Annotated in this window: 14 protein-coding genes; 8 read left to right on the top strand and 6 right to left on the bottom strand. The window is 69.2% G+C overall.

The window, feature by feature from the left end; translation table 11 throughout:
- Positions 1 to 19: 19 nt before the first annotated feature.
- A complete protein-coding gene (locus tag AC1UKG_RS05130) occupies positions 20 to 7147 on the top strand; it encodes a thioester reductase domain-containing protein (RefSeq protein ID WP_482642721.1) in 7128 nt (2375 codons plus the stop codon).
- Positions 7148 to 7321: 174 nt separating this feature from the next.
- On the opposite strand, the gene asnB is transcribed toward AC1UKG_RS05130, so the two are convergent.
- Positions 7322 to 9283, bottom strand: coding sequence for an asparagine synthase (glutamine-hydrolyzing) (gene asnB / locus AC1UKG_RS05125; RefSeq protein WP_018744283.1), 1962 nt, complete (start codon positions 9281 to 9283; stop codon positions 7322 to 7324).
- Positions 9284 to 9403: 120 nt separating this feature from the next.
- Here asnB and AC1UKG_RS05120 point away from each other — a divergent pair, with 120 nt between their 5' ends.
- The 3 genes from AC1UKG_RS05120 to AC1UKG_RS05110 all read left to right on the top strand — a co-directional run bounded on the left by AC1UKG_RS05120 (position 9404) and on the right by AC1UKG_RS05110 (position 15702).
- Positions 9404 to 10882: an aminopeptidase P family protein gene (locus AC1UKG_RS05120; RefSeq protein ID WP_018744282.1), complete on the top strand. Its 1479-nt coding sequence runs from the start codon at positions 9404 to 9406 to the stop codon at positions 10880 to 10882.
- A gap of 280 nt (positions 10883 to 11162) precedes the next feature.
- A complete protein-coding gene (locus AC1UKG_RS05115; RefSeq protein WP_482642720.1) occupies positions 11163 to 12869 on the top strand; it encodes a right-handed parallel beta-helix repeat-containing protein in 1707 nt (568 codons plus the stop codon).
- Positions 12870 to 13137: 268 nt separating this feature from the next.
- Complete coding sequence (locus AC1UKG_RS05110; protein ID WP_482642719.1) at positions 13138 to 15702, top strand: hypothetical protein; 2565 nt, start codon at positions 13138 to 13140, stop codon at positions 15700 to 15702.
- Positions 15703 to 15763: 61 nt separating this feature from the next.
- Here the strand turns inward: AC1UKG_RS05110 and pulA are convergent, their stop codons facing one another.
- The 3 genes from pulA to AC1UKG_RS05095 all read right to left on the bottom strand — a co-directional run bounded on the left by pulA (position 15764) and on the right by AC1UKG_RS05095 (position 19514).
- Positions 15764 to 18607: a pullulanase-type alpha-1,6-glucosidase gene (gene pulA, locus AC1UKG_RS05105; protein WP_482642718.1), complete on the bottom strand. Its 2844-nt coding sequence runs from the start codon at positions 18605 to 18607 to the stop codon at positions 15764 to 15766.
- Between the two features lie 121 nt (positions 18608 to 18728).
- Positions 18729 to 19340 carry a disulfide bond formation protein B gene (locus tag AC1UKG_RS05100; protein ID WP_018744277.1) on the bottom strand — a complete coding sequence of 204 codons (612 nt, stop codon included), beginning with the start codon at positions 19338 to 19340 and terminating at the stop codon, positions 18729 to 18731.
- A 15-nt stretch (positions 19341 to 19355) separates the two neighbouring features.
- Positions 19356 to 19514: a DUF5993 family protein gene (locus AC1UKG_RS05095; protein WP_018744276.1), complete on the bottom strand. Its 159-nt coding sequence runs from the start codon at positions 19512 to 19514 to the stop codon at positions 19356 to 19358.
- A gap of 333 nt (positions 19515 to 19847) precedes the next feature.
- On the opposite strand from AC1UKG_RS05095, the gene AC1UKG_RS05090 reads away from it, so the two are divergent.
- Both AC1UKG_RS05090 and AC1UKG_RS05085 read left to right on the top strand, forming a co-directional pair.
- Positions 19848 to 22697, top strand: a complete 2850-nt coding sequence (locus tag AC1UKG_RS05090; RefSeq protein ID WP_018815298.1) for an aconitate hydratase — start codon at positions 19848 to 19850, stop codon at positions 22695 to 22697.
- A gap of 156 nt (positions 22698 to 22853) precedes the next feature.
- On the top strand, positions 22854 to 23102 hold the full coding sequence (locus AC1UKG_RS05085) for a DUF2630 family protein (RefSeq protein WP_033662835.1): 249 nt from the start codon (positions 22854 to 22856) through the stop codon (positions 23100 to 23102).
- A gap of 39 nt (positions 23103 to 23141) precedes the next feature.
- Here AC1UKG_RS05085 and AC1UKG_RS05080 read toward each other — a convergent pair whose 3' ends face one another.
- Both AC1UKG_RS05080 and AC1UKG_RS05075 read right to left on the bottom strand, forming a co-directional pair.
- On the bottom strand, positions 23142 to 24065 hold the full coding sequence (locus AC1UKG_RS05080) for an RIO1 family regulatory kinase/ATPase domain-containing protein (protein WP_018744273.1): 924 nt from the start codon (positions 24063 to 24065) through the stop codon (positions 23142 to 23144).
- 154 nt (positions 24066 to 24219) lie between these two features.
- Positions 24220 to 24864, bottom strand: a complete 645-nt coding sequence (locus AC1UKG_RS05075) for an HAD family hydrolase (RefSeq protein ID WP_018744272.1) — start codon at positions 24862 to 24864, stop codon at positions 24220 to 24222.
- A gap of 198 nt (positions 24865 to 25062) precedes the next feature.
- Between AC1UKG_RS05075 and AC1UKG_RS05070 the strand changes: the two genes are divergently transcribed.
- Together AC1UKG_RS05070 and AC1UKG_RS05065 are read left to right on the top strand one after the other, a co-directional pair.
- Positions 25063 to 25635, top strand: coding sequence for a TetR/AcrR family transcriptional regulator (locus tag AC1UKG_RS05070; protein WP_012014281.1), 573 nt, complete (start codon positions 25063 to 25065; stop codon positions 25633 to 25635).
- A gap of 120 nt (positions 25636 to 25755) precedes the next feature.
- The gene (locus tag AC1UKG_RS05065) at positions 25756 to 26517 is read left to right on the top strand and encodes an SDR family oxidoreductase (RefSeq protein ID WP_018815297.1); all 762 of its coding nucleotides are present in this window, start codon (positions 25756 to 25758) and stop codon (positions 26515 to 26517) included.
- Positions 26518 to 26546 lie beyond the last annotated feature (29 nt).

Raw genomic sequence — 26546 nt, 5'->3', positions numbered from 1 at the left:
AGCCGAAAGGTACGAAGACATGCGTAGCGAGTTGATCCGGCCGCTGTCCGAGCTACTCGGCGGACACGCCGTTCAGCGCGGAGACAAGATCGCCTTCGCCGACGGTAAGCGTGGCGTCAGCTACGCCGACCTCGATCAGCGGACCGCTCGACTGGCCGGGCACCTGGCCACCCTGGGGTTGGAGACCGGTGGGCGAGCCGTGATCCTGATGGGTAACAGCGTCGAGGCGGTAGAGAGCTGCCTCGCGGTGATCCGGGCCGGCGGCATCGCGGTGCCGCTCAACCCACAGTCCTCCGCGGCGGAGCTCGACCACCTCCTCGACGACGCCGAACCGACGGTCATCCTGTGCGACCCAGCCCGCTTCGACCAGGTGGGCCGGCGACACCAGCCGGGTCAACGGATCATTTGCACCGGCGAGGTCGAAGCAGCGGAGCACGCCGGAACGGAGACGGTGGGTTACGAGGAGCTGATGGGCACCGAGCCACGCGGCCCGGCCCCCGACGAGGCCCCGCTGGATGCCCCGGCGTGGATGCTCTACACGTCGGGAACCACGGGCCGGCCAAAAGGGGTGCTGTACTCGCTGCGCAGTTCGTTGTGGCTGGTGGCAGCGGGCCATGCGCCGGTACTGGGGCTGTCGGAGCAGGATCGGCTGTTGTGGCCGATGCCGCTGTTCCACGGGCTCGGGCAGAACCTGTGCGTGCTGGGGGTGACGGCGGTTGGCGCGAGTGCGCGGCTGATGAGCGGCTTCGCGCCGTCCGAGGTGCGCGACCTCCTGCACGAGGAGGCCATCACCTTCCTGGCCGGGGTGCCGACCACCTACCACTACCTGTTGGACCAGGGCACCGACGCCACCACCGGCCTTTCCGCGCTTCGACTCGGTTTCGTGGCGGGATCGGCGAGCGGCGCCGCGCTGGGCAGCCGCTTCGAGGAGGCGTTCGGGGTTCCCCTGGTGGACCAGTACGGATCCTCCGAGACCGGCGCCATCACCTCGAACCGGCCCTTCGGGGAGCGGGTCCCCGGTTCCGTGGGACCGCCGCTGCCCGGCGTGGACCTCCGCCTGGTCAACCCCGACACCGAGCAGGACGTGCCGAACGGGGAGGAAGGTGAGGTCTGGGTCGCCGGACCGAACCTCATGCTCGGCTACCACCGGCAGCCCGACGCCACCGCCGCGGTCCTGCGCGACGGCTGGTACCGCACCGGTGACCTTGGGCGGCGGGACGCCCTGGGGCACCTGACCCTGACCGGCCGACGCAAGGAGCTGATCATCCGTGGGGGCGAGAACATTCACCCCGTCGAGGTCGAGGAGGTGCTGCGGGCCGCCACCGGGGTAGCCGACGTCGCGGTGGGCGCCGAGCCACACGACGTGCTCGGTGAGGTACCGGTGGCCTATCTGGTGCCGGGCCCGGAGGGCGTGGACGTGGCGGCGGTCTTCACGCACTGCCGGCAGCTGCTCTCCTTCTTCAAGGTTCCCGAGAGGCTCTACGCCATCGAGCGCGTCCCCCGGACCAGCACCGGCAAGATCACCCGACGCCTGCTGCCGGAGGCGAACCCCCGACTGCTGGGCGTAGCCACCCCGGACGGCGAGCCCGACGAGGCCGGACCCATCGACGGTGTGGAGTGGGCAGCACAGTTGCGAAAGATGCCGCCGAGCGAGCGAACCCGGAACGTCCTGGAGCTGGTGCGTGCCGAGGTGGCCCGTACCGTGGGGCTGGACACCCCCGCGCAGATCCGACCTGACCAGCCCTTCGTTGACCTCGGGCTCGGCTCCCTCGCCGTCGTCGGGGTTGGTCGGCGGATCTGCGCGCGAGTCGGGCTGCGGCTGCCAGCGACCATCGTCTTCGACCATCCGACGCCCACCGCCCTTGCGGCCCGGCTGGTCGCCGAAGTAAGCGGAACGAGTGCACCGGCCGAAACCGCTACTCCGGAGCGGGCCAGCTGGGCCAACGCCGACGAGCCGATCGCCATCGTCGCGATGGCCTGCCGTTTCCCGGGCGGAGTCGAGGATCCAGACCAACTCTGGAGGCTGATCGCCGAAGGACGGGACGCCACCACGGAGCTCCCGGAGGACCGGAACTGGCCGCTGGACACTCTCATCGACCCGGACCCGGACCACCTCGGCACCAGCTATGTGACCCGGGGCGGGTTTCTCACCGACCCCGCCGGCTTCGACGCCGCCTTCTTCGGGATCAGCCCGCGGGAGGCCACCGCGATGGACCCACAGCAGCGGATCCTCCTGGAGATCGCCTGGGAGGCGTTCGAGCGCGCCGGAATCGATCCCACCCGGGTGGCCGGTTCGCCGACCGGTCTCTTCATCGGCACGAAGGGGCAGACGTACAGCTCCCTCGCCGCTCCGGCCTCGGAGTACGAGGGCTACCTGGGCTTCGCCACCTCGGGCAGTGTCCTGTCTGGACGCGTCGCCTACACCCTCGGGTTGGAGGGTCCGGCCATCACGGTGGACACCGCCTGCTCGGCCTCGTTGGTCGCGCTCCACCTGGCCTGTCAGTCGCTGCACTCCGGGGAGTCCCGCCTCGCCCTCGCCGGTGGGGTCACGGTGATGGCCACTCCTGACGATCTGATCACGTTCAGCCGACAGCGTGGCCTCGCCGCGGATGGCCGGGTCAAGGCGTTCGCCGCGGGAGCAGACGGCACCGCCTTCGGCGAAGGTGCGGGGGTCGTGCTGCTGGAGCGCCTCTCGGACGCGCGTCGGGCGGGACGGAAGGTGCTCGCCGTCATCCGGGGCAGCGCGGTCAACCAGGACGGCACGTCGAACGGGCTCACCGCCCCCAACGGCCAGGCCCAGCAGCGGTTGATCCGGCAGGCTCTCGCCACCGCCCGGCTCGGTCCCGCCGACATCGACCTGGTCGAGGCGCACGGCACGGGAACCGCGCTCGGTGACCCGATCGAAGCCGAGGCGATTCTCGCCACCTACGGGCAGGGGCGTGCACCCGAGCGGCCGGTGTGGCTCGGATCGGTCAAGTCCAACATCACCCATACCCAGGCGGCGGCCGGCGCCGCCGGTCTCATCAAGATCGTGCAGGCGATGCGCCACCGGACTCTCCCCGCCACCCTCAACGTCGACCAACCGTCGCCGCACGTCGACTGGACCTCCGGCCAGGTACGCCTGGCGACCGAGCCCCAGCCCTGGCAGGTGGCCGGGCGGCCCCGGCGGGCCGGGGTCTCCGCCTTCGGGATCAGCGGCACCAACGCGCACGTGGTCGTGGAGGAGAGCCCGGTCGAGCCGCCGGTGCCGGCACGCGATGCCGAGTCCCGGCGCCCCGCCGTCGTTCCCTGGCTGCTCTCCGCCAAGTCGCCGGCGGCGCTGCGGACGCAGGCTGCCCGGCTCGCCTCGATGACCCGCTCCGCGCCAGAGCTCACCCCGGTGGCCGTGGGCCGTGCGCTGGCTCGCTCACGCGCGGGCCTGGACCATCGGGCGACCCTGGTGGGTACGGATTCCACGCAGCTCCTGGCTGGCCTGGAGGCCCTCGCCTCGGACGCCCCGGCCGCCGGGCTGACGACGGCACGCGCGACACCCGGTCGAGCCGTCGCTGCGCTCTTCACCGGCCAGGGCGCGCAGTACCAGGAAATGGGCCGCCACCTCTATGACAGCTTCGACGTCTTCGCCGACAAGCTGGACGAGGTCTGCCGTTATCTGGCACCGGAGGTGCGGCCGGCCCTGCTGACGCCCGCCGACGCGACGGACGACGAATCGATCCACCACACCGGTCTCGCCCAGCCGGCCCTCTTCGCGCTGGGGGTCGCCCAGTTCGCCCTGCTGCATTCCTGGGGGGTACACCCCAGTGTGCTCGCTGGGCACTCCATCGGCGAGCTCACCGCGGCACACGTGGCCGGGGTGCTCTCGCTGCCGGATGCGGCCCGCCTGGTCAGCGCCCGGGGTGCCCTGATGCAGGCGCTTCCCCCGGGCGGGGCGATGCTCGCGGTCAACGCCACCGAGAAGGAGCTACGGCCCCTGCTCGCCGGGGAGGAGGCGCGGATCGGAATCGCCGCGGTCAACGCACCCCGGTCGGTCGTCGTCTCGGGCGACGAGGAGGCCGTGACCGCGCTCGCCACCCGGCTGGCCGATAACCGGGTCCGGGCCACCCGCCTCCGGGTGAGCCATGCCTTCCACTCTGCTCACATGGATCCTGTCCTGGACGACTTCCGCGCCGTGGCGGAGTCCCTGACCTACCAGCGACCGACCATTCCGATCGTCTCCACCGTGACCGGTGTGGCCGCAGGTCCGGAGCTACTCACACCGGAGTACTGGGTCGGGCAACTCCGCCAGCCGGTTCGCTTCGCACCCGCGGTACACACGATTCGTGCGCAGGGGACCGACACCTTCGTCGAACTCGGTCCGGACGGGGTACTGACCGCGCTGGTGCGGGAGACCCTCGGTGCGGACGAGCACCACGCGGTCCCATTGTGCCGTCGTAGCCGCTCGGGTGCCGAGGTCGCTGCCCTGGGTGTCCTGCACGCCCTCGGTGTCCCGGTGGAGTGGGAGGGCTTCTTCCCACCAACCGGTGAACCCGAGGTCGACCTGCCCACCTACCCGTTCCAACGACGGCGCTACTGGCTCCCACCGGCCGCCGTGCCGCCGCCCACCCGCCCGGATCCGGCCCCCCGCGAGTTGGCCGGTGGAGCCGACTCGCCCCGCCTCCCCGCAGCCACCCGGCGGTCAACCGACACCGGGCCGTCGGCTGGTGCCACGCCGGCGACCAGTGGCACGCAGGTGACGGGCACCCTGCTCGCCGCTCGCCTCGGCGACCTGGACGACCAGGAGCAGTTCCTGCACCTGGTCCAGACCGTCCAGACTCTGGTCGCCGCCGTGCTCGGTCATGCCGACCCGGACGAGCTCGATCCGGACGAGTCCCTGCTGGATCTGGGTTTCGACTCCCTCACCGCGGTGGAGCTGCGAAACCAGATCCGCGACCTCAGCGGGGTCAACCTCCCGGCCTCGCTGGTCTTCGAATACCCCACCGTGGCGGTCCTCGCCGACCACCTGCTGAGCCGGGTGCTCCGCGCGGCCGACGACGATGAGGAGCGGGTGGACTTCGCCGCCGAGGTAACCCTGGCCGCGGACATCGTCTGCGCGGACCAGGTCATCACCGCCGCCACCGAGCCCCGAGAGGTCCTCCTCACCGGAGCGACCGGCTTCCTCGGCGCCTTCCTGCTTCGCGACCTGATGCGGAGCACGAACGCCGTGGTGCACTGCCTCGTTCGGTCCACTGACGGGAAGCCGGCGCTGGACCGGCTGCGGGACAACCTCCAGTGGTACCAGCTCTGGGACAAGATCGATCCGCGCAGGCTGTCCGTGGTGGTCGGCGACCTGGCCACCCCTGGATTCGGCTTGCCGAAGCAGCAGTACGACGAGCTGTCCCGCCGAATTGACGCGGTCTACCACGCGGCTGCCACCGTCAACAGTCTCTACCCCTACGCCTCGCTGAAGGCAGCGAACGTGACCGGCACCGAGGAGATACTGCGGCTGGCCGCTCGGCACCGCAGCGTTCCGGTCCACCACGTGTCGTCCACGGGTGTCTTCTCCGCCGAGGTCGTACCCGGGGTGGCTCTGAAGTCGACCGACCCGCCGGGGCCCGCCGCGGCCCTCTCCTCCGGGTACCGACAGACCAAGCTGGTCGCGGAACAGATCATCGAGATCGCCCGGGAACGCGGGCTGCCGGTGTCGATCTATCGGGTCGATGAGATCTCCGGTGACTCGGAGCTGGGCCGCTGCCAGCGGCACGACTTCGTGTGGCTGAGTATGAAGGGCATCCTGCAGGCGGAGGCGGTTCCGGCCGACCCGGCCGGGATCTTCCACCTCGTGCCCGTCGACTACGTCAGCTCGGCGATCCTGGGGTTGTCCCGGAACCCGGCCGCCGCCAACCGCAACCACCACCTCGCCAACAGCACGCATCTGCCGTTCGTCGAGATGATGGACGCGCTGCGGGCGCGCGGCTATCGCCTCGACGAGTTGGGCTGGGACCCCTGGGTCAGGCGGGTGCGGTCCAACCCCGAGAACACCATGGTGGCGATGGTGGACAGCTTCGAGTCCACCATCTACAGCGGACGTAATCACTACCTGACGGTCGACACCGCCGAGACCCGCACCCTGCTGGCCGGCACCGGCATCGACTGCCCGCCCATGACCCAGGACCTGTTCGACAAGTACGTCGACTTCTTCGTCCGGGTGGGCTACTTCCCGCCGCCCGGCGCGCACGCGGCGGCCTCCCCCGGCGGTCGCCTCCACATCCGCCCGGCAACCACCGCCGACCTGCCACGGTTGGCCCAGATCTGCTACCAGGCATTCGAGGACACCAACGCCTCGCTGGGGCTACCACCCGAGTGGTCCTCGGAGCAGGCGGTGCTGGAGATGCTCCAGGGGCGACTCGCCGCACCGAGCTGTGTGAGTGAGGTAGCGGTCGATGCGACGGGCTCGGTGGTGGGCTCAAACTTCCTGGTGCTGGGCGAGGAGGTAGCCGCCTTCGGACCGGTGAGCGTCGCCCCCAACACCCAGGGAAGTGGGGTAGGCCGGCTACTGATGGAGTCAATAGTCACCGCCAGCAGGCGGCGTGGCTGTTCCTCCGTGCGGGCCGTCCAGGTCGCCAACAACACCTGGGCCTACCGGCTGTACTCATCGCTCGGCTTTGTGCCACAGGAACAGCTCTCCCTCATGGTGGGGTACGCCCCGCCGACTCCCGGCAACATGGCGGGCTTCGAGGTGCGTCCCATGACCGAGGCGGACGTCGCCGGCTGCCAGACCCTGTACCGCAAAATCAACGGCCACTCCCGGGACAGTGAGATCCACATGGCGGCCAAACGGGCATTCGAGTGGTCAATGCCGTACGTGGTGCTGGGCAGAACCACCGGTGAGCTCTCCGGCTACACGACCGGCCTGGCCGACCTGGGCCACCTGGCAACGACATCGGAGGCGGCGGCGCGGGCGCTGTACGCCGGAGCGGGCGAGCTGATGCGCCGCCAGGATCCCCATGGCCCGGCCCCCCGACTGCGCATCCCGGGCCGGCTGGCACCAGACCTGCTCAGCTGGGCCGCCCGCACCCGAGGGGTCTCGCTGCTCCGCCTGGAGACGCTGATCTCGCTGGGCAGCTACACGCCCCCGGAGGGCGGGGTGTACTGCCCCGGGCTGTCCTACTGAGCTGCGCGCAGCGGAGCACCCCTCGCGGAACGGAGCGGAGCAGATCGGCCCGGTGACACGTCGGGACGGCGTCGGGGCGGGCTCGTGCAGCCGCCCCGACCAGCCGGACGCGCCGGCCGGCATCCCCCGGGTCGGCCCGGTACACCCGGGTCGACCCGACGCCTCCGCCACCGCTCAGCGGACCATGCTGCCCACAACCGGCTTCGTGAGCAGGGCCGACTGGTTGCGCTGGATGCCGGGGTCGAGCGTCTTGGCGACGAAGATCGCGTGCCAGATACAGAAGATCAGCACCGTCCAGACCTTGCGGGAGTTGTCGGCCTCCTCCCGCTTGTGCTCATCGAGCAGCCGAAGTGCGTACGGCAGATCGATCAGGTCACCGGCGCCGGAGGTGGCCAGCATGTGCCGGGCCCACTCGTACATCTCGCCCCGCAGCCACACCCGCGTCGGAGTCGGGAAGCCGAGCTTCCGGCGGTTGACGATGGCCGGCGGGACCACGCCCTGCAGCGCCTGGCGCATCGCATACTTGGTGGCGTCGGAGCGTGGGGGCAGCCGGAGCTCGACCGGGATCCTCGACGCCACGTCGAAGACCGCCCGGTCGAGGAACGGCACCCGCACCTCCAGCGAGTGCGCCATCGAGATCCGGTCCGCCTTGACCAGGATGTCGCCACGCAGCCAGGTGTAGAGGTCCACGTACTGCATCTTGGTGACATCGTCGAGTTCGGTGCACTCGGCGTAGATCGGGGCGGTGATGTCGGTGTAGCGCACCGAGGGGTCGTAGCGGCGTAGCAGGTGCTGCTTCTCCTCCTCGGTGAACATTCGGGCGTTGCCGTAGTAACGTTCCTCGATCGGAGTGGTGCCGCGTTCCAGGAAACTCTTGCCCTTGACCCCCTGCGGGATCGCCTTCGACACCGCCCGCAGCCCTTTCTGCACGCCGTCGGGCAACCCGTTGACCGAGCTCAGCGAGAGCGGTTCCCGGTAGATGGTGTAGCCGCCGAAGAACTCGTCGGCGCCCTCACCGGAGAGCACCACCGTGACATGTTCGGCGGCCTTACGCGCCACGAAGTAGAGCGGCACCAACGCCGGGTCGGCAACCGGGTCGTCCAGGTGCCAGACGATCTTCGGCAACGCCGACATCATGTCCTGCGGCCCGATCTTGGTGGGAATGGTGGTGACATCAAGGTGGCGAGCCGACTCCTGGGCCACGTCGATCTCCGAGTAGCCGGGCACGTCGTAGCCGACCGTGAAGGTCAGAATGTTCGGGTTGAACTCCCGGGCCAGGGCCACCACCGCGGTGGAGTCAATTCCACTGGAGAGGAACGAACCGACCGGGACATCCGAACGCATGTGAATCCGGACGCTGTCCCGCAACGTTTCCCGGATCTCGTGGTAGAGCTTCTGCTCGTCCGGCACCGGAGCGGGCCGGAACATCGGGCGGTACCACCGGCGCACATCGATCCGGCCGCCGGGCGTCCAGGTAAGGTATTCCCCCGAGCCGATTCGGCGGATCCCCTGGTGCAGGGTTCCGGGCTCCGGCACGTACTGCAACGTCAGGTAGTGGCTGAGGCTGGCCGTGTCGATACCGGCGTCACCCTGGTAGTTGGCCGGCGCGAACGGCAGCAGGGCCTTCTTCTCCGACGCAAGGTAGAGCCCGTCGGCCGTCTCCAGGTAGTGCAGCGGCTTGATCCCGAAGTAGTCGCGCGCGCCGAACGCCCGCCGCTCCTGCCGGTCCCAGATGACGAAGGCGAACATCCCCCGTAGCCGGGTGAGCACCTGCTCACCCCAGTAGTGGTAGCCGGCGACGATCACCTCCCCGTCACCCGAGGTCGCGAACTGCGCCCCGTAGGTACGGGCCAGCTCCTCCCGCAACTCGATGTAGTTGTAGATCTCACCGTTGAAGGTCAGCAGGTAGCGTCCGTTCGCGTAGGGCAACGGCTCGTGGCTGGAGGCCACATCGATGATCGCCAGCCGTTTGTGGGCGAACACGCCATCCGCGTACTGGCCCGATGCGTCGCCGACAACCTCAACCCCGGCCTCGTCCGGGCCACGATGGTGCAGGCATTCCAACGCGTTGGCGATGTGGTCGCGGTGAGCCGCGGCGTCTCCGCGCGCGCTGAAAAAGGCCAGGAGTCCGCACATAGTTGTCATCTTTTCACGCCCCGGTGGCGGCCGTAGCGGCCGTCCGCGCAACCAGCTTCAGCCGCCGGCCCGGCCCCGTCGGATACCGTCGAGACCAGCGACAACGCGAAGGGGGCGGAGATGACCGAGGAACGCATCCACCGCGACCCCGGGGGCACCGAGTCGCATGACCCGAACTTCCCGGCGGCGTTCCTGACATTCATGCGGCAGGGCTGGCGGGACAGTCCGCTGCCGGCTGTCCCGCACCCGGCGGCACCGAACCACGCCAAACGCCGGGCGGCCCTTTCCGCGGCCTTCCCCGGCGAGACCCTGGTGATCCCCACCGGCGGCGAGCAGGTACGCGCCAACGACACCGCACACCGATTCCGTCCGGGCAGCGACTTCGCGTACCTGACCGGCGACCACGAGCCGGACAGCGTACTCCTGCTCCGTCCGACCGGTTCCGGACATGAGCCCCTCCTCTACCTACGGCCGCACACGTCCCGGCAGACCGACGAATTCTTCCGGAGCCGGCACGGCGAGCTGTGGCTCGGTCGACGGGGCACCCTCGCGGAGAAGTCGAACGAGTTGGGCATGCCCACCGCCGACCTCGCCGACCTGGACGCCGCTCTGGCCGACCTCGCCCCGGCCCGAACCCGGGTACTGCGCGGCTTCGACGCCCGGGTGGACGCGGCCGTGCGCGCCTACGACGACCGACGGGAACGGGGACAGCCAGCTCGTGACCGGGAGCTGGCCATCGCGATCTCGGAGCTACGCCTGGTCAAGGACGAGTGGGAGATCGCCCAGCTCCAGGACGCGGTGGACGCCACGGTCCGCGGCTTCGAAGATGTGGCGCGAGCGCTTCCGGCCGACCGGGGGGTCTCCGAACGGCTACTCGAGGGCATCTTCGCGCTGCGGGCCCGGCACGACGGAAACGACGTCGGCTACGGCTCGATCGTCGGTGCCAGCGAGCACGCCACGATCCTGCACTGGGTGCACAATCACGGCACGACCCGCCCGGGTGAACTACTGCTGATGGACATGGGCGTGGAGAACAACCACCTCTACACCGCCGACGTGACCCGGGTGCTCCCGGTGAACGGCCGGTTCACCGCGCTACAGCGCCAGATCTACGACATCGTGTACGCCGCGCAGCAGGCCGGCATCGAGTTCATCCGGCCGGGTGTGGCGTTCGAGGACGTGCACCTGACCTGCATGCGGGTTCTCGCCGAGGGCCTGACGGAGCTGGGCCTGCTACCGGTCAGCGTGGACGAGGCGATGGACGAGAGGTCGTCGGTGTACCGACGGTGGACCCTGCACGGCTTCGGACACATGCTGGGCATCGACGTACACGACTGCGCGAACTCGCGCAGTGAGGTGTACCGCGACGGCACCCTGGGCGAGGGCTACGTGCTCACCGTGGAGCCAGGCCTGTACTTCCAGCCCGAGGATGAGTTGGTACCGGAGGAACTGCGCGGAATCGGCATCCGGATCGAGGATGATGTCCTGGTTACGGCGACCGGCACCCGGAACCTCTCCGCCGGGCTTCCCCGCACCGCCGGCGACGTGGAGACCTGGCTGGCCACACAACGGGAAGCAGGCCCGCGCCTGCCGGGCTGACCTCGACGACCAAGCTTCGGCCTCGCCGCTGTGCCGCCGACCCGTTCGGGTCACCGGTCAGCAGCGGGGCCTTTCGTCTAGGTAGCCCCTTTCGAGCTGACCCGCGCCAGCTGCGCTAGCCGCCCTGAGATGAGCCGAATGTGGGGATTTTTCGGATACATCCCCTCCATGAAACATCTTCTCATACGGTGGTCATCGGAGGCTGCAACCGTTTTGTAGCAGTTCGCGCCACCTTCGTTCGGTGCGGACCGTCTGGTAGTCGAAAGGGCGGAATGCTCTGATGTCCATTGACGTAACAACTCCTGACGGCGGGAACAACGCCGACCCCCCGAACCGGGGACGGCGGACACTGTGGGTCGCGGCCGGTGTCGTTGGCCTGACCGGCGTCGTCGGGTTGGCCACCCTCGGTGGGGTCGCCGCCCGAGACAACGAGACGGCCGAAAACACCGGCCGGGCGGAGACGCAGGCCAACATCCAACAGAAGGTCAGCGATGCCGACCCCGCTGAGACCATTCCCGCCGAGGGCGGCGCGGTCGGCGACAGCCAGGGCCAGGGCCAGTGGGGCGGCGGCGACAGCGAAGGCCAAGGCCAGTGGGGCGGCGGCGACAGCGAAGGCCAAGGCCAGTGGGGCGGCGGCGACAGCGAAGGCCAAGGCCAGTGGGGCGGCGACAGCAGCGGCCGAGAGGGCGACCGGAAGACTGCAGACCACGCGAAAGCTGTCCCATGCAACAGCGACAAGCTGATCCAAGCAATCGTCCACGCCAACCAGAACCGCGGCGGTGTGCTGTCGCTCGCCAAGGGCTGCACCTACGAGCTGACCCGAGGCGAGCACGGTAACGGACTTCCAGTGATCAAGGAACCGATCGTTCTCAACGGGTACGACACCACGATCGCTCGGGCAGCCAACGCCGCGCACTTCCGGATCTTCAATGTCGGGCACGATGGCCACCTGACCCTCAAGGGCATTACCGTCAAGGGCGGACAGACCACGCCCCGCTGGGCTTACTCAACGCCCGAGGCGCTGCCATCGCTCGACCTCTCGATGACGCACGAAGCTACCCAGGCACCTGAGCAGGCGATAGCTGAACCAACAACCACCGGCACGGCGGTCGCCCCCTACGGCGACGGCGACGGCGCGGGAATCCTGGTCCAGCGTGGCGGCAAGGCCGACATCGAGAAGAGCTCGATCGTGCTGAACCACGGCCGAAACGGCGGTGGCGTCGCCAACTACGGCACGACCACCATCCGGGACTCCGCAGTCGAACACAACAGCGCCACCGAGTTCGGCGGCGGCGTCTTCAGCACCGGCATCCTACGGATCGAGCGGTCCAAGATCGAACAGAACAACGCTCGCCAGGGTGGCGGCGGATTTGCCAACGGCTCGTTCAAACCCGGCGCCAAGGGAGGCACCGTCTGGGTATGGAGTAGCACGATCAGCCACAACCAGACCCCGGGCCTGGCCGGCGGCATCCTCGACCGCTCCGGCAACACGAGTGTTACCCGTAGCGAGGTCACGGACAACACCGCAGGGCGGGATGCCGGCGGCATGCTCGGTATCGACAAGTCCAGGTTGTACCTGGAGCAGGTGAAGATCGAGCGGAATGTCGCCACGGACGTTGCGGGTGGTCTCGCAGTAGCCAACAACTCCAACGCGGTCCTGGAGGAGAGCGTACTCAAGGAGAACGTGGCCGAGGGCACGGGCGGCGCTGGCCTGTTCACCATGAAGGCCTCCGTGACCCTGCGGAAGAGCGAAGTCGTCCGCAACCGGGCGGTCGGCCCCTTCGCGGTGGGCGGTGGCATCGTCAACGCCTACGGACAGGTCTCCCTGATCCAGAGCACGGTGTCCGAGAACTACGCCACCACACCGCCCGGCGGCATCTTCACGACGAACGACGGGGTCAAGATCGACGAGAAGTCCGCGGTCAAGAAGAACCGGCCGACGAACTGCACGGGCAGCCCGGTCGTTCCGAAGCGCTGCTTCGGATGAGTCACCCCTGAGTGCACCACCACATAGATCGGGCTCCTCCGGCCGTACCCGGCCGGAGGAGCCCCGAATCTGTCCGAACGTGAAGAAGTGCGCTCTACGCCCCAGTCCATCCCCCTCCGAGCCTAATGTGGGCTTCTTTCACAAAAGACCTCGAGGTGAGAATGATTCCCATACGGTGTTTCTGGGAGCTACAACCGATTTGTAGTAGGGACACTCGCTCTCGAGCGAGGCGCCCCTGTCTGGTATGAGGAGAGGGTAGAGAGCTCCAATGTCCAACTACCAAGATCCAAACAACGCCACCGGCCCGGAGGCTGCGTCGAAACGACGACGCAAACTCTGGCTCGCCAGCGGCGTCGCCGGCGTGGTCAGCATCGCCGCGGTTGGTTTCACCGGGGCCGGAGCCGGCGCCCGGGACCTGGCCTGGAACACCGCTCAGATCACCACGAACGACGAGCAAACAGCCGACGACCGAGGCGCGGGCCGCGAGGGCGACTGGGAAGCCAACCACAGAGGAAACTGGGACGGTAAGCAAGACAAGGAGAACCCCGGGAAAAAGCACGGAAAGGAGGTGCCCTGCCAGACCGACAAACTGATCCAGGCGATCATTCACGCCAACAGCAACCAGGGCGGCGTACTCAAGCTGGCGAAGGACTGCACCTACACGCTGACCCGGTCCGATGGCTACGGCAACGGCCTGCCGATCATCAAGGAACCGATCACCCTTGTCGGGCACAACACCAAGATCGCCCGGGACAGCCAGGCCGAGTTCTTCCGAATCCTCAACGTTGGCCGGGGTGGACACCTAAAGGCTCAGGGCCTGACCATCAAGGGCGGCAAGACCCTTGCGGACGAACGGGGCGCGAACAGCCCTGAGGCGGTGTGGTCACGCTTCTCGAACTCGGTCGCGGCGGGAGAGGCTGCCAAGGCTGGCCAGCCGTACCTACCGCTGTTCCAGGGCGAGCCGCAGGCTGCGGGAGCCGACACGACGACCCCGGCCACCACGGACAACCCCACGGCGAACACGGAGACGCCGGTCGACACGGCAGGGCCAGGACAGTGGTCAGGCGATGCGGCGACCGGAGACGCCAGCACTAACGGGGACGCCACGACGGACGACGCCGCGAATGTGGACGCCGTCGTCGCAGACGAGGCCGTCGTGACCGACGAGGCCACCGCCACCGACGACACTGTCGCCACCGACGAGGCCGCAGCTACCGACGAGGTTGCCGCCACGGACGAGGCCACCGCCACGGACGAGGCCACCGCCACCGACGACACTGTCGCCACCGACGAGGCCACCGCCACGGACGAGGTTGCCGCCACCGACGAGGCCACCGCCACCGACGAGGCTGCCGCCACCGACGAGGCTGCCGCCACCGACGAGGCTGTCGCCACGGACGAGGCTGTCGCCACGGACGAGGCCACCGCCACCGACGACACTGTCGCCACCGACGAGGCCACCGCCACGGACGAGGCCACCGCCACGGACGAGGCTGCCGCCACCGACGAGGCTGCCGCCACCGACGAGGCTGCCGCCACCGACGAGGCTGCCGCCACCGACGAGGCTGTCGCCACGGACGAGGCCACCGCCACCGACGACACTGTCGCCACCGACGAGGCCACCGCCACGGACGAGGCCACCGCCACGGACGAGGCTGCCGCCACCGACGAGGTTGCCGCCACGGACGAGGCTGTCGCCACGGACGAGGCTGTCGCCACGGACGAGGCTGTCGCCACGGACGAGGTTGCCGCCACCGACGACACTGTCGCCACCGACGACAACGGCGCCGCAAACTGGAACCAGAACAGCTCCACCAACGCAGACGCCAACCACAACGGCGCCGCAAACTGGAACCAGAACGACGCCACCAGCGTGAACGCCAACGTCGGCGGCCCAGCCGCCGCGTGGACGGCCCCTTCCGAGATGGCAGCTGAAGGCGCGGAGCACAAGTACTTCCCGCACCACAACACCAAGGACGGCGCCGGCGTCCTGGTGCAGGCAGGCGGCACCGCTGATTTTGAGAAGTCCTACCTGGAGCACAACCTCGCCGGTGGCGTCGGAGGTGGGATCGCCAACTTCGGCAAGACCAGCCTCTACCACACGACGCTGATCAAGAATGACGCCTTCCACTACGGTGGCGGCATCTTCAACGGCGGTGTCCTGCGGGTCTCCTCGTCCCGGGTGATGCAAAACGGCGCTACAGTCGGCGGCGGCGGTATCGCCAACGGGGCAGCGTTCCTGGACCGCAAGGACATCAAGGCCGGGATGGTCTCGGTCGAAAAGGCCGAGGTCACCGGGAACGACACACTTGGCTTCGGCGGCGGCCTGTTCGACCTCGGCGGCGACATGACGGTCAAGCAGACGATTGTTGCCCGGAACCTGGCGCTGCTCGCCGGCGGAGGAATCGGCGCGGCCGAGCGAGGCAGCCTCTACCTGCAGGAGGCGCAGCTTGTTGACAACGGCACCGTCGGTGACGGTGGAGGCATGGCGCTGGCACTTGGCGTGATCGCCAACGTCGACAAGAGCAACATCACGGACAGCAAGGCCGGCGTCTTCGGGGGCGGTGTGTTCAACCTCCTCAGCGCGGTCACCTTCCGGAACAGCTCAATTTCCGAAAACCTTGCCGGCTTCTCCGGCGGCGGGATCTTCAACGTCCTGGGCAGCGTCGATCTGACTGCTTCCAAGGTGACGAAGAACCGCTCGACCTTCAAGCCGGGTGGCGTGTTCAGCGCACTGGGTAAGGTCACGGTCGACAACAAGTCCGCAATCAAGGGCAATGACCCGACCAACTGCCAGGGCAGCCCCGAGCCGATCGAGAACTGCTTCGGCTGATCGACCAGCTAGTCAGTCCGGCCCCCTCCGCGTCAGCGGAGGGGGCCGGACCAATGGTGTGTCACCGCTGCACGAAGGCGGCCACGCTGCGGGCCGGAACCGTGAACGTGCCGCTGTCGGACGCGAACGAGGAGGTTCGCAGGACTTCATCAGCGGAGGTACGCAGCACCGGGTGCAACACCACGTCCGCTCCGCGCAGGTCGGTGAGCTGTTGGGTGGCTGCCTGAGGGGTGGCATTGAAGACCACCGTCACCGACTTCCACGGACCACCCAACCCGCGGCTGTCCAGCGTCATCGTCAGTACACCCGGCTGTTCCGCGGGGCCCGACAACGGGAACGCCACCCGTCGCTGCACCTGCTCTGCCGTCCGCAACCCGAACACCGGCGACGATGAGCGGATCCGAAGCAACTCGGTGTGCCGGGTCCCGGCCAGGTCGATCGTCGCGCAGTCCGGCACCAACCCCGCATCGGCAAGCAGGGGGCGAGCGTAGGGCCACTTGTCCTTGTTGTCCTGCTCGGACGGGAGGCCGATGCCAAACCCGTTGCCCTGGGTGCAGTCCCATCGGATCTGGTTGAACCAGTCACCAGAGTTGTACGAGTTACGGTCCAGCGACTTCGACCGCAGCCGCTCGCTGCCGGCAGTGGCGAAGCCGGTGCCCTGGCCCAGCAGGGCGGTGCCGAGCGCGAGTACCTGCATCCGGGCTCGGTCTACCGCCGCGGTGTCCTCCGGCAGCTTGTACGCCAACGCGTCGTACAGGATCTCGTTGTCATGGGCATCCACATAGGTCACCGCCTCCCCCGGTGCGGCCGTGTAGCCGGCCGGCGATCCGTTGTAGTCCACCTGCGCCCCGGTGACCTGCTCACCGGCGGTGTTGGTGAATCGGTAGTCACGTAGGTTGCCGGTGAGCCCGACTTTGATCAGGTCGTGCTGGTGCAGCAGCTGGGCGCGTTGCTGCGCCGCTGACCCGTTCACCGGGTCATGGTTGGGGTCGGTGTACAGCCCGGAGGCGAAGCCCTGCCGACGTGGGTTGGCGTCGAAGGGGCCGCCTCCGCGCACCGCGTCCCGAAGCCGGTCGTTGAAGGTGCCGATGCCGGTGCCGGCCAGGTTGGCCTGGGTTGCCTGAACGAACCGCGCGTCATCGGCTACCTCGCCGAAGTTCCAGCCCTCGCCGTAGAGCAGGATGCTCCGACCGTCCACTCCGTCGCGGGCGATGGTCAGCTCGTTGAGGGCGGCGCGGACGGCCAGCATGTTCGCCTTCGGGTGGTGACCCATCAGGTCGAACCGGAAACCGTCCACCTTGTATTCCTTCGCCCAGGTGACCACCGAGTCGACCATGAGCTTGCCCATCATGGCGTGCTCGGGGGCGGTGTTGGCGCAGCAGGTTGAGGTGGCGACCGAGCCGTCTGCCAGCAGCCGGTGGTAGTAGCCGGGAACGACCTGGTCCAGCACCGAGTTCGGGTCGGTGCCCGCCGCCGAGGTGTGGTTGTAGACGACGTCGAGCACCACCCGCAGCCCCGCGCCGTTCACCCCGGCGACCATCCGCCGGAACTCGGTGGTCCGCGCCGCCCCGGTCGGGTCAACGGCGTAGCCGCCCTCCGGCACGGTGTAGTGCAGCGGGTCGTACCCCCAGTTGTAGCCGTCGGTGTCGGCGACTGCGGCGACGCATCGCTGCTGTTCGTCTGAGTCCGGCGGGAGCGCCGCCAGGTCGCAGGGGGGTTGCTGCTGGTCGGCACGGCGTTCGGGAATCGTGGCGAAGTCGAATGCCGGAAGCAGGTGCAGGTGAGTCGTCCCGGCGTCGCCGAGCGCCCTCAGGTGTCGCATTCCGGCGGTGGCCGGGTCGGTGAAGGCACGGAACGTGCCGCGTCGCTCGACCGGCACCGTGCTGTCAGCGATCGAGAAGTCCCGCACCGACAGCTCGGAGATATGCGCCTGCGTCGCGGGTACCGCCGCCGGCTTTCGCAGCCGTGTCCACCCCGGTGGCGCGAGCTGAGGGTCGGCGAGATCGACGATCTGGCTGTGGGTGGAGTCGGGGGCGAGCGCCAGCGAGTACGGGTCGGTCACCGCCGCGGTGACCATCTGCTGCTCGGCCGGTTGCCAGGCCTCGACCTGGTAGCGGTAGTACTTCCCGGTCCAGGACGGGGTTCCCCGCACCGACCACACACCGGTGCGGTTGTCCCGATGCATGGGGACTGGCCGCGGTCGCGATGTCGGTGTGTCGAACAACTGCAGTGCCACCGTGCGGGCGGTGGGGGCCCAGACCGCGAGTGTCGGCGCCGCACCGGTGAAGGTCGGGCCGAGCCGCGCCTGGGTCGCCGGGGCGTAGACGTCGTCGAGCACACCTGGGAGCTGGACGCCGGTGGCCGCGCGCAGGGCGCCTCCGCCGTCCCGCTCGGTCACCACGAGTTGTCCGCGCAGTGCCGCCGGCACCCCGTCCAGGTGCTTTCGGTGCAGGGCGAGGGCCTGAAAGGCCGCCAGGTGCGGGAACCGCTCGCGTTGTGCCGCGGAGAGCCCATGCCGCCGGGCCTGCAGCGGGATCGACCGGTACGTCCCGACGAGTTCGCCGTCGACCAGGGTCACCCCGCCGACCGCGGCTGTCACCAGGGCGTACGTCGTGTCGTCCGGGATTTCGGTCGGCCAGGCGACCGTGCCGCGGTCGATCCAGTGCGCCTTCTGCGTGGTCAGGTCGAGGCCGGTGGTGGCCCCAGGTTCGGGTTGGTGGCTACCGGCGGCGAGCAGCGTGGTGGCGAGGTGGTCGGCGGCCCACGGCGCGGCACCGGCCACGGCCGGCGCATCGGTATCGCCGGGTGGTGGGAGGTGAACGAAGGTGTTGGTGCCGGCGAGGGTGAGGGTCGCCAGCGAGACGAGAGTGAGCAGCGCCTTGCGCGGGATCGGCGGGGGTTTCATCGACGGCCTTCCTCTGGTCGCTGATGAGCCGCACGCTAGCTGCCGTCGAAATTTTCTGCAATCCCTTGCAGGTTAAGTCGAAATTCTGCAGGCACCTTGCACGGTGAACCCGGCGCCACCCTCACTCCGTAGCGCCGCCTGATATCGCCCCAGCGTCCCAGAACGCCAGCGAATGGAAGATCTCGTAGCGGTCGGGGTCAGGCGGCAGGAACCAGTGGAAGCCCGCCTGGAGGAACACCACCACCAGGTTCGCCGCCACGATCACCAGGAACAGCCCGCAGACCACCTTTGACGGCCAACCGAACCGCACGCCCCGCGGTACCAGCGCGCGGGCGAAGATCAGGCTCACCCCACAGAACACCAGCACCACGCAGAACGTGATAAATGCCCAGGTATATAGGTGTAGTCCGAAAATGGGCGACCCGTAGCCGGGGTCGGGCGGCACGATGTGCAGCAGGATCTGGCGGACCGCGATGGCGGCACCGACGACGGCGGCGACGATACTCATCCCGTACCCCATGGCGTAGTCGGCGAGCCGTACATCGCCACGGCGGGTCCGCACGATGATGTAGAGCGGCCCGAAGGCCACCAGCATCATCGCCATCCGTTGCAGGATGCAGAGCGGGCACGGGAGGTCGCCGGTCACGAACTGCACCGCGAATCCGCCGAGCAGCACACCGCAGTAGGCGAGGACGAAGAGATGCGCAAGCCAGAAGCCCAGACGGCCGGTCATAACATCCTCAATCAATCAGAAGTTCAGCGGCAGCTTCGCGCCCACGTGATAGTTGAAGAGCAGCAGGATGGCGCAGAGCGAAACCGTCCACGCGGCGAGTACGGTCCCGCGCCCACTGCCCCGGACGATGAGCCAGCCGGCGACGAGGAGCACCGCGAAGAGAATTGTTGCCATTTACTCAAGGTAGTGGCCACATCGGGAGCTCCGAGCCGGAATCACAAACCAACTCGACCGTCGACCGGACATCGACCCGAAGCGGCTACCCCCACCGCCGCCACAAGGGGGCGAGGCCGCAACCCGGCGGCGCACCCGCGAGCGCTCACCACCGCCGCACCCACCCGGCACCAGCGGCGAACCCTGCGCCCGCCCCGCGCCCGGACCGAGGTTGCGTGAATAGCAAGACGGACGTACGGTTTGTACCGCAGTTAATACAGGTAAGGGCCGCCTAAGCACCGCACCGCCCCCGTCGGTGCGACAGACTGCTCAGGACTGCTCACGGCCACTGGTGTGAAGGAGTACGACGTGGCGAGCCTCGACACCTTCGGTGCGAAGACCCAGCTACGCGTCGGCGACGCGAGCTACGAGATTTTCAAGATCAACAAGGTGGAGGGGCACGACCGGCTCCCCTACAGCCTGAAGATCCTCCTGGAGAACCTGCTCCGGACCGAGGACGGCGCGAACATCACCGCCGACCACATCCGGCAACTCGGCGCCTGGGAGCCGGCCGCCGACCCGAGCGTGGAGATCCAGTTCACCCCGGCGCGGGTGCTGATGCAGGACTTCACCGGCGTACCCTGCGTGGTTGACCTGGCCACCATGCGTGAGGCCGTGCGGGACCTGGGCGGCGACCCGACGAGGGTCAACCCGCTCGCCCCGGCCGAGTTGGTCATCGACCACTCCGTCATCGCCGACCTGTTCGGCCGCGAGGACGCCTTCCAACGCAACGTGGAGCTGGAGTACGAGCGCAACAAGGAGCGCTACCAGTTCCTGCGCTGGGGTCAGACCGCCTTCAACGAGTTCAAGGTCGTCCCGCCGGGCACCGGCATCGTGCACCAGGTCAACATCGAGTACCTCGCCCGTACGGTGATGGAGCGCAATGGCCAGGCCTACCCGGACACGGTGGTCGGCACCGACTCACACACCACGATGGTCAACGGCCTCGGTGTGCTCGGCTGGGGCGTCGGCGGCATCGAGGCCGAGGCGGCAATGCTCGGCCAGCCGGTCAGCATGCTCATCCCGCGGGTCGTCGGATTCAAGCTCTCCGGGGAGATGCCGGCCGGCACCACCGCTACGGACCTGGTCCTGACCATCACCGAGATGCTGCGCAAGCACGGTGTGGTCGGCAAGTTCGTCGAGTTCTACGGCCCGGGCGTCAGCGCGGTGCCCCTGGCCAACCGGGCCACCATCGGCAACATGTCCCCGGAGTACGGCTCCACTGTCGCGATCTTCCCGATCGACGCCGAAACCGTGCGCTACCTGGAGCTGACCGGACGCGACCCGCAGCAGGTCGCGCTCGTCGAGGCGTACGCGAAGGAACAGGGCCTCTGGCACGACCCGGCCGCGGAGCCGAACTACTCGGAGCGGCTGGAGCTGGACCTGAGCAGCATCGAGCCGTCACTCGCCGGCCCGAAGCGGCCCCAGGACCGGGTGCCGCTGGGCAACGCCAAGACCTTGTTCCGGGCCGCACTCACCGACTACGTCGCCGTGGACGCGGCCGGCGGTGAGCCGGAGCAGGGCATCAGCGGCCCCGCGGACGAGGCCAGCGCCGAGTCCTTCCCGGCCAGTGATGCCCCCGCCAACGAGGTCACCGACCCCGCTGACGCCCCGCGCGATTTGGTAACCGCGGCGGTGGGCTCCGGCGGCCGGGCCACCAACCCGATCCGGGTCACCGGCGCCGACGGCACCGAGTTCGAGCTGGACCACGGCGCGGTGGTGATCGCTGCCATCACCTCCTGCACCAACACCTCCAACCCGCAGGTGATGATCGGCGCCGCGCTGCTGGCGCGTAACGCCGTGGAGCGGGGCCTGGCCCGCAAGCCGTGGGTGAAGACCACCCTCGCCCCGGGCTCGAAGGTCGTCATGGACTACTACGAGCGGGCCGGCCTCACCCCGTACCTGGAGAAGCTCGGCTTCCACCTGGTCGGTTACGGCTGCACCACCTGCATCGGCAACTCCGGCCCGCTGCCGGAGGAGATCTCCGCGGCGGTGAACGAGAAGGACCTCTCGGTCGTCTCGGTGCTCTCCGGTAACCGCAACTTCGAGGGCCGGATCAACCCGGACGTCAAGATGAACTACCTGGCGTCCCCGCCGCTGGTGGTCGCGTACGCGCTCGCCGGCACCATGGACATCGACCTGGCCAACGAGCCGATCGGCGAGGACGCCCAGGGAAGCCCGGTCTTCCTGCGCGACATCTGGCCGAGCAGCGCCGAGATCCAGGAGGTCATCGCCGCCGCGATCGGCGCCGGCGGCTTCAGCTCGGCGTACGCGGATGTCTTCGCCGGTGACGAGCGGTGGCAGTCGCTACCGACGCCGACCGGCGACACCTTCGCCTGGGAGGGCGAGTCGACCTACGTCCGCAAGCCCCCGTACTTCGAGGGCATGCGGCGCGAGCCGGCGCCGGTCCGCGACATCGGGGCGGCGCGGGTCCTGGCCAAGCTTGGGGACTCGGTAACCACCGACCACATCTCGCCCGCTGGTGCGATCAAGGCCGACTCCCCCGCGGGTCGGTACCTCGCCGAGCACGGCGTGCCGCGGCACGAGTTCAACTCGTACGGCTCCCGCCGGGGTAACCACGAGGTGATGATTCGGGGCACCTTCGCCAACATCCGACTGCGTAACCAGCTTCGGGTGCCCGGCGCCGACTCCGCTGCCGGGGCCGCGCTTCCCGAGGGCGGCTTCACGGTCAACCACCTCACCGGCGAGCAGAGCACCATCTACGACGCCGCGGTGGCCTACCAGGAGGCGGGGATCCCGCTGATCGTCCTGGCCGGCAAGGAGTACGGTTCGGGCTCGTCCCGGGACTGGGCCGCCAAGGGCACGATGCTGCTGGGCGTCAAGGCGGTCATCGCCGAGTCGTACGAGCGGATCCACCGCTCCAACCTGATCGGTATGGGCGTCCTGCCGCTGCAGTTCCCGGCCGGCGAGACCGCCGAGTCGCTGGGCCTGTGCGGCACCGAGTCCTTCTCCATCACCGGAGTCACCGCCCTCAACGAGGGCAACACCCCGCGGACCGTCCAGGTGACCACCGACACCGGGGTCGAGTTCGACGCGGTGGTCCGCATCGACACGCCAGGAGAGGCGGACTACTTCCGGCACGGCGGCATCCTGCAGTACGTGCTGCGCCGGATGATCGGCTAAGGCGGTAACGGACGGGGCCCCGCACCGGTGCGGGGCCCCGTCGCGTTTCCACCTGGCGGTCCGGGTTACCTACCCGATGCGGCTGACCGGGCGTTGCCCCGAGACAGCAGCCCGATCCCGGGTGTGATCTCGCCCTGCTGTGCCAGGCTCGTGGTCATGGACGACAAGACCATCCTGAAACGCATCTCCGAGCTGGTTGACGAAGAACACCAGCTCCGCGACGCGGCCCAGGCCAACGAGGAGGGCACCGACGACGAGAGCCGCGACCGGCTCCGGGATCTGTCGGCGTCGCTGGACCAGTGCTGGGACCTGCTGCGCCGGCGGCGCGCCGCCCGCTCCACCCACGGCGACCCGGACGCCCAGGGCGCACGTCCGGCGCCGGAGGTGGCGCGCTACCTCCAGTAGGGCGCTGGAGCAGTCCCGCTCCAGGTTCCGCCGGAGTGTTCAACGCAGGCCCGCCTCGCGGAGTAGGTGTTCGGTGAGGGCGAGCGGTTCTGCCCGCTCCGCCGGCAGGCCGCGGGCGACGAACCAGGTGGCAACGACCCGTACGTCTCGGGCCAGGTACTCCGGCCCCTGCGGGTTGGCGACCAGATCCACGACCTGAGGCAGATCGATGAGCACCAGCCGCCCCTCGTGCACCAGCAGGTTGTAGGGCGACAGGTCACCGTGGGTGTGGCCGGCCCGAGCGAGTACCACCAGCGCCTCGACGAGTTGTCCCCACAGGTCACGCAGGTCGGCCTCCGCCGGCCGCAGCTGCGCCAGCCGTGGGGCGGCCTGCCCCTCGTCGTGGTCACCGAGAAACTCCAGCATCAACTCGGTGCCGCGGAGCTGCACCGGGTAGGGCACGGTGATCGTGCCGTACCGGGCACCGATCTCCCACAGGCGGCCGAGCACGGCGAACTCCGCCGCCGCCCACTGTCCGGCGATCATCTGCCGCCCGAACGCGGTTCGCCGGGTCATCGCCCGCATCTCCCGGGAGCGTCGGACGCGCCGCCCTTCCAGATATCCCGCGTCCCGGTGGAAGAGCCGGTGGTCGGCATCTCGGTAGCGTTTGGCCACGAGCAGGCAGGACCGATCGGTGTCGGGCACGGCGCGGCGGACGAGGTGGACGTCCGCCTCCTTTCCGGTCTTGAGCACGCCCAGTTCGGTGTCCTTGGCGGCCAGCTCCGTTACCAGCCAGGCCGGGTACGGCTCTGGGCCGTGGACGGCGTCGTCCCAGGACGACCAGGTCTGGGCATCCGGCAGTGGGGCGGATTCGGGCTCCGGTCCGGCTTTCCGCCCGCGTTTGGTGAAGCGTGGTTCGTCATCGTCGAAGCGGCGTCTGCCGCGGGTCCGGCGCTCCGGCGCCGGAAAGTCGTGATCGCGCACTGCGGTGAGATCCCTCGGTCGAGGTCAGTGGAGACAGCTGGAAGTGACCTGTGCAGACGGCCATGACCGACCTCCTCTCCTCGACCGGGCCACTCGCCCGGGGTACACCGTGCGGTCCCATACTCACCGTCGGATCGCGGCGCGGCAACCGGTATTACGCCGCGAGCACCGCGGCGAGGGCGGCGATCAGACCGTCGACTGTGAAGGTGGGGGCGAACCGTCCGTCGGTCCAGGTGCGCCCCCGGTGCAGCCAGACGCTGGGCAGCCCCACGGCCGCGGCACCGCCGATGTCCGCCTCCGGGCCGTCGCCGACCACCCAGGCCCCGCGTAGCGGCATCCGAACCCGCTGCGCGGCCAGTGCGAAGATTCGCGGATTCGGCTTGCTGACCCCGGCCGCCTCGGAGATCACCCAGTCGGCCAGGTAGCGGTCCAGCCCGGTCCGCCGGATCTTCTCCTCCTGCTGCCGTACCGCCCCGTTGCAGACCACCACCGGTATCCACCCGGCGTCGCCGATGATCTGCAGCGCACACGCCACAAGTGGATCAAGTCGGGTGCCGGCGAGCACGCCGTCGTGCAGCTCCTCCACCAGGTCGACCGAGCGGACCGCCAGCGAGTAGCGGTTACGGATCGAGTCGGCCACATCCCACCGATCGGTAAGCCCGTCCGCGTCAACGGAGAGCAGCCAATCGAGGTCACCTGGCGGTGCGCCGATCTTGACCAGGAAGCGCTCGCCCCAGGATCGGAACAAATTTTCTCGATCGAGCAGGGTGTTATCCAGGTCAAGAAGGAGCAGCGGCACTCCGGCACCTTACGGGACCGAGGCGTCTGTCCGACAGGCCCAGGCCGCCAAATGTCCAGAAATTTGTGACAAACGGGTGAAGCAGCTGGTAGGGGGAATGTGCCGAAGAGAGCGGACGCGGGGCTGTCAGCCGACGGGTCAGACCGCAAGCCGTACGTACGGTTTGCAGGACGCCGGGTGGTTTGACACGATCGACCCGTGCCCAGAGTAAGTCAGGACCAACTTGACGCGCGCCGGCAGGAGATCCTCACCGCCGCCCGGGTTTGCTTCGCCCGACACGGGTACGAGGGCGCCACCGTGCGCCGTCTGGAGGAGGCGACCGGGCTGTCCCGTGGAGCGATCTTCCACCACTTCCGCGACAAGGACTCCCTCTTCCTCGCCGTGGCCGAGGACGATGCGGCGGCGATGGTGGAAACTGTCGCCCGCAATGGCCTGGTGCAGGTCATGCGAGATCTACTAGCCCGGGCTGCCTCCCCCGACACGACGGGCTGGCTGGGCAGCCAACTGGAGGTCTCGCGCCGCCTCCGCACCGATCCCGCGTTCGCCCGGCGGTGGACCGAACGGTCCGCGGCGATCGCCGAAGCCACCCGCGACCGCCTACTCCGCCAGCGCGAGGCCGGCGTCCTGCGCGACGACGTCCCCATCGATGTGCTCGCCCAGTTCCTGAAGCTGGCGTACGACGGTCTGGTCCTGCACCTGGCGATGGGACGCCCCGCCGACGACCTCGGACCGGTGCTCAACCTGGTCGAGGAGGCCGTCCGTCGGCGTTGACCATCGGGTCGGCGGCGCCGTCGCGATCCAGTTCGCCGGGCGGGTACGCCTCCTGCGTCCCGCCCGCCGCCGAGCCTAGCTCGGCCCGCCTGCTGGCAGCGGATGCGGCAGGATCAGGGCATGGATCTCGGACTGGTTGACCGCGTGTACGTACTCACCGGCGCTTCCCGGGGCCTCGGCTACGCGACCGCCGAGGCGCTCGTCGCCGACGGGGCGCGCGTCGTCCTCGCCGCCCGGGACGCCGAGGCGGTGAGCGCCGCCGCCCACCGCCTCGGTGGCCCCGCGTGCGCCGTCGGCGTGCCCGCCGACCTGGCCGACCCGGAGCTGCCCGAACGGCTGACGGCGACCGCCCGGGAGGCGTTCGGGCGGCTGGACGGCGCGCTGGTGTCGGTCGGCGGCCCACCGCCGGGTAGCGCGGCTACCGTGAGCGACGAGCAGTGGCGCAGCTCCTTCGAAACAATCTTCCTCGGCACCGTCCGAATGGCCCGGACCGTCGCCGCCGCGCTGCCCGACGGCGGAGCGATCGGGCTGGTGCTGTCCATCACGGCGCGGGCGCCGCTGGCCGGCCTGGGCATCTCCAACGGCCTCCGGCCCGGCCTGGCCGGCGTCGCCAAGGACCTGGCCGACGAGTACGGCCCCCAGGGCGTCCGAGTGGTGGGGCTGCTGCCGGGGCGGATGCTGACCGACCGGAACGCGCAGCTCCTCGCCACCGCCGGGGACCCCGCACAGGCCCGCGCCACCGCGGAGGCTGAGATCCCGCTCCGCCGGCTGGGCGAGCCGGCGGAGTTCGGCCGGGTGGCGGCATTCGTGCTCTCCCCCGCCGCCAGCTACCTGACCGGAATCACGCTACCGGTGGAGGGCGGCGCGCTGCGTGGGCTGTAGTCACCCAGTCCCCGCAGTAGACGCCGGTC

The organism is Salinispora sp. CH2A1_6, from assembly GCF_056820975.1.
This window is presented reverse-complemented; position numbering and strand designations above follow the sequence as displayed.

What these genes read in the sequence shown, in the direction of transcription:
- AC1UKG_RS05130 (WP_482642721.1), top strand. Translation starts at nt 20, where the DNA reads ATGCGTAGCGAGTTGATCCGGCCGCTGTCCGAGCTACTCGGCGGACAC.
- asnB (WP_018744283.1), bottom strand. Translation starts at nt 9,283, where the DNA reads ATGTGCGGACTCCTGGCCTTTTTCAGCGCGCGCGGAGACGCCGCGGCT.
- AC1UKG_RS05120 (WP_018744282.1), top strand. Translation starts at nt 9,404, where the DNA reads ATGACCGAGGAACGCATCCACCGCGACCCCGGGGGCACCGAGTCGCAT.
- AC1UKG_RS05115 (WP_482642720.1), top strand. Translation starts at nt 11,163, where the DNA reads ATGTCCATTGACGTAACAACTCCTGACGGCGGGAACAACGCCGACCCC.
- AC1UKG_RS05110 (WP_482642719.1), top strand. Translation starts at nt 13,138, where the DNA reads ATGTCCAACTACCAAGATCCAAACAACGCCACCGGCCCGGAGGCTGCG.
- pulA (WP_482642718.1), bottom strand. Translation starts at nt 18,607, where the DNA reads ATGAAACCCCCGCCGATCCCGCGCAAGGCGCTGCTCACTCTCGTCTCG.
- AC1UKG_RS05100 (WP_018744277.1), bottom strand. Translation starts at nt 19,340, where the DNA reads ATGACCGGCCGTCTGGGCTTCTGGCTTGCGCATCTCTTCGTCCTCGCC.
- AC1UKG_RS05095 (WP_018744276.1), bottom strand. Translation starts at nt 19,514, where the DNA reads ATGGCAACAATTCTCTTCGCGGTGCTCCTCGTCGCCGGCTGGCTCATC.
- AC1UKG_RS05085 (WP_033662835.1), top strand. Translation starts at nt 22,854, where the DNA reads ATGGACGACAAGACCATCCTGAAACGCATCTCCGAGCTGGTTGACGAA.
- AC1UKG_RS05065 (WP_018815297.1), top strand. Translation starts at nt 25,756, where the DNA reads ATGGATCTCGGACTGGTTGACCGCGTGTACGTACTCACCGGCGCTTCC.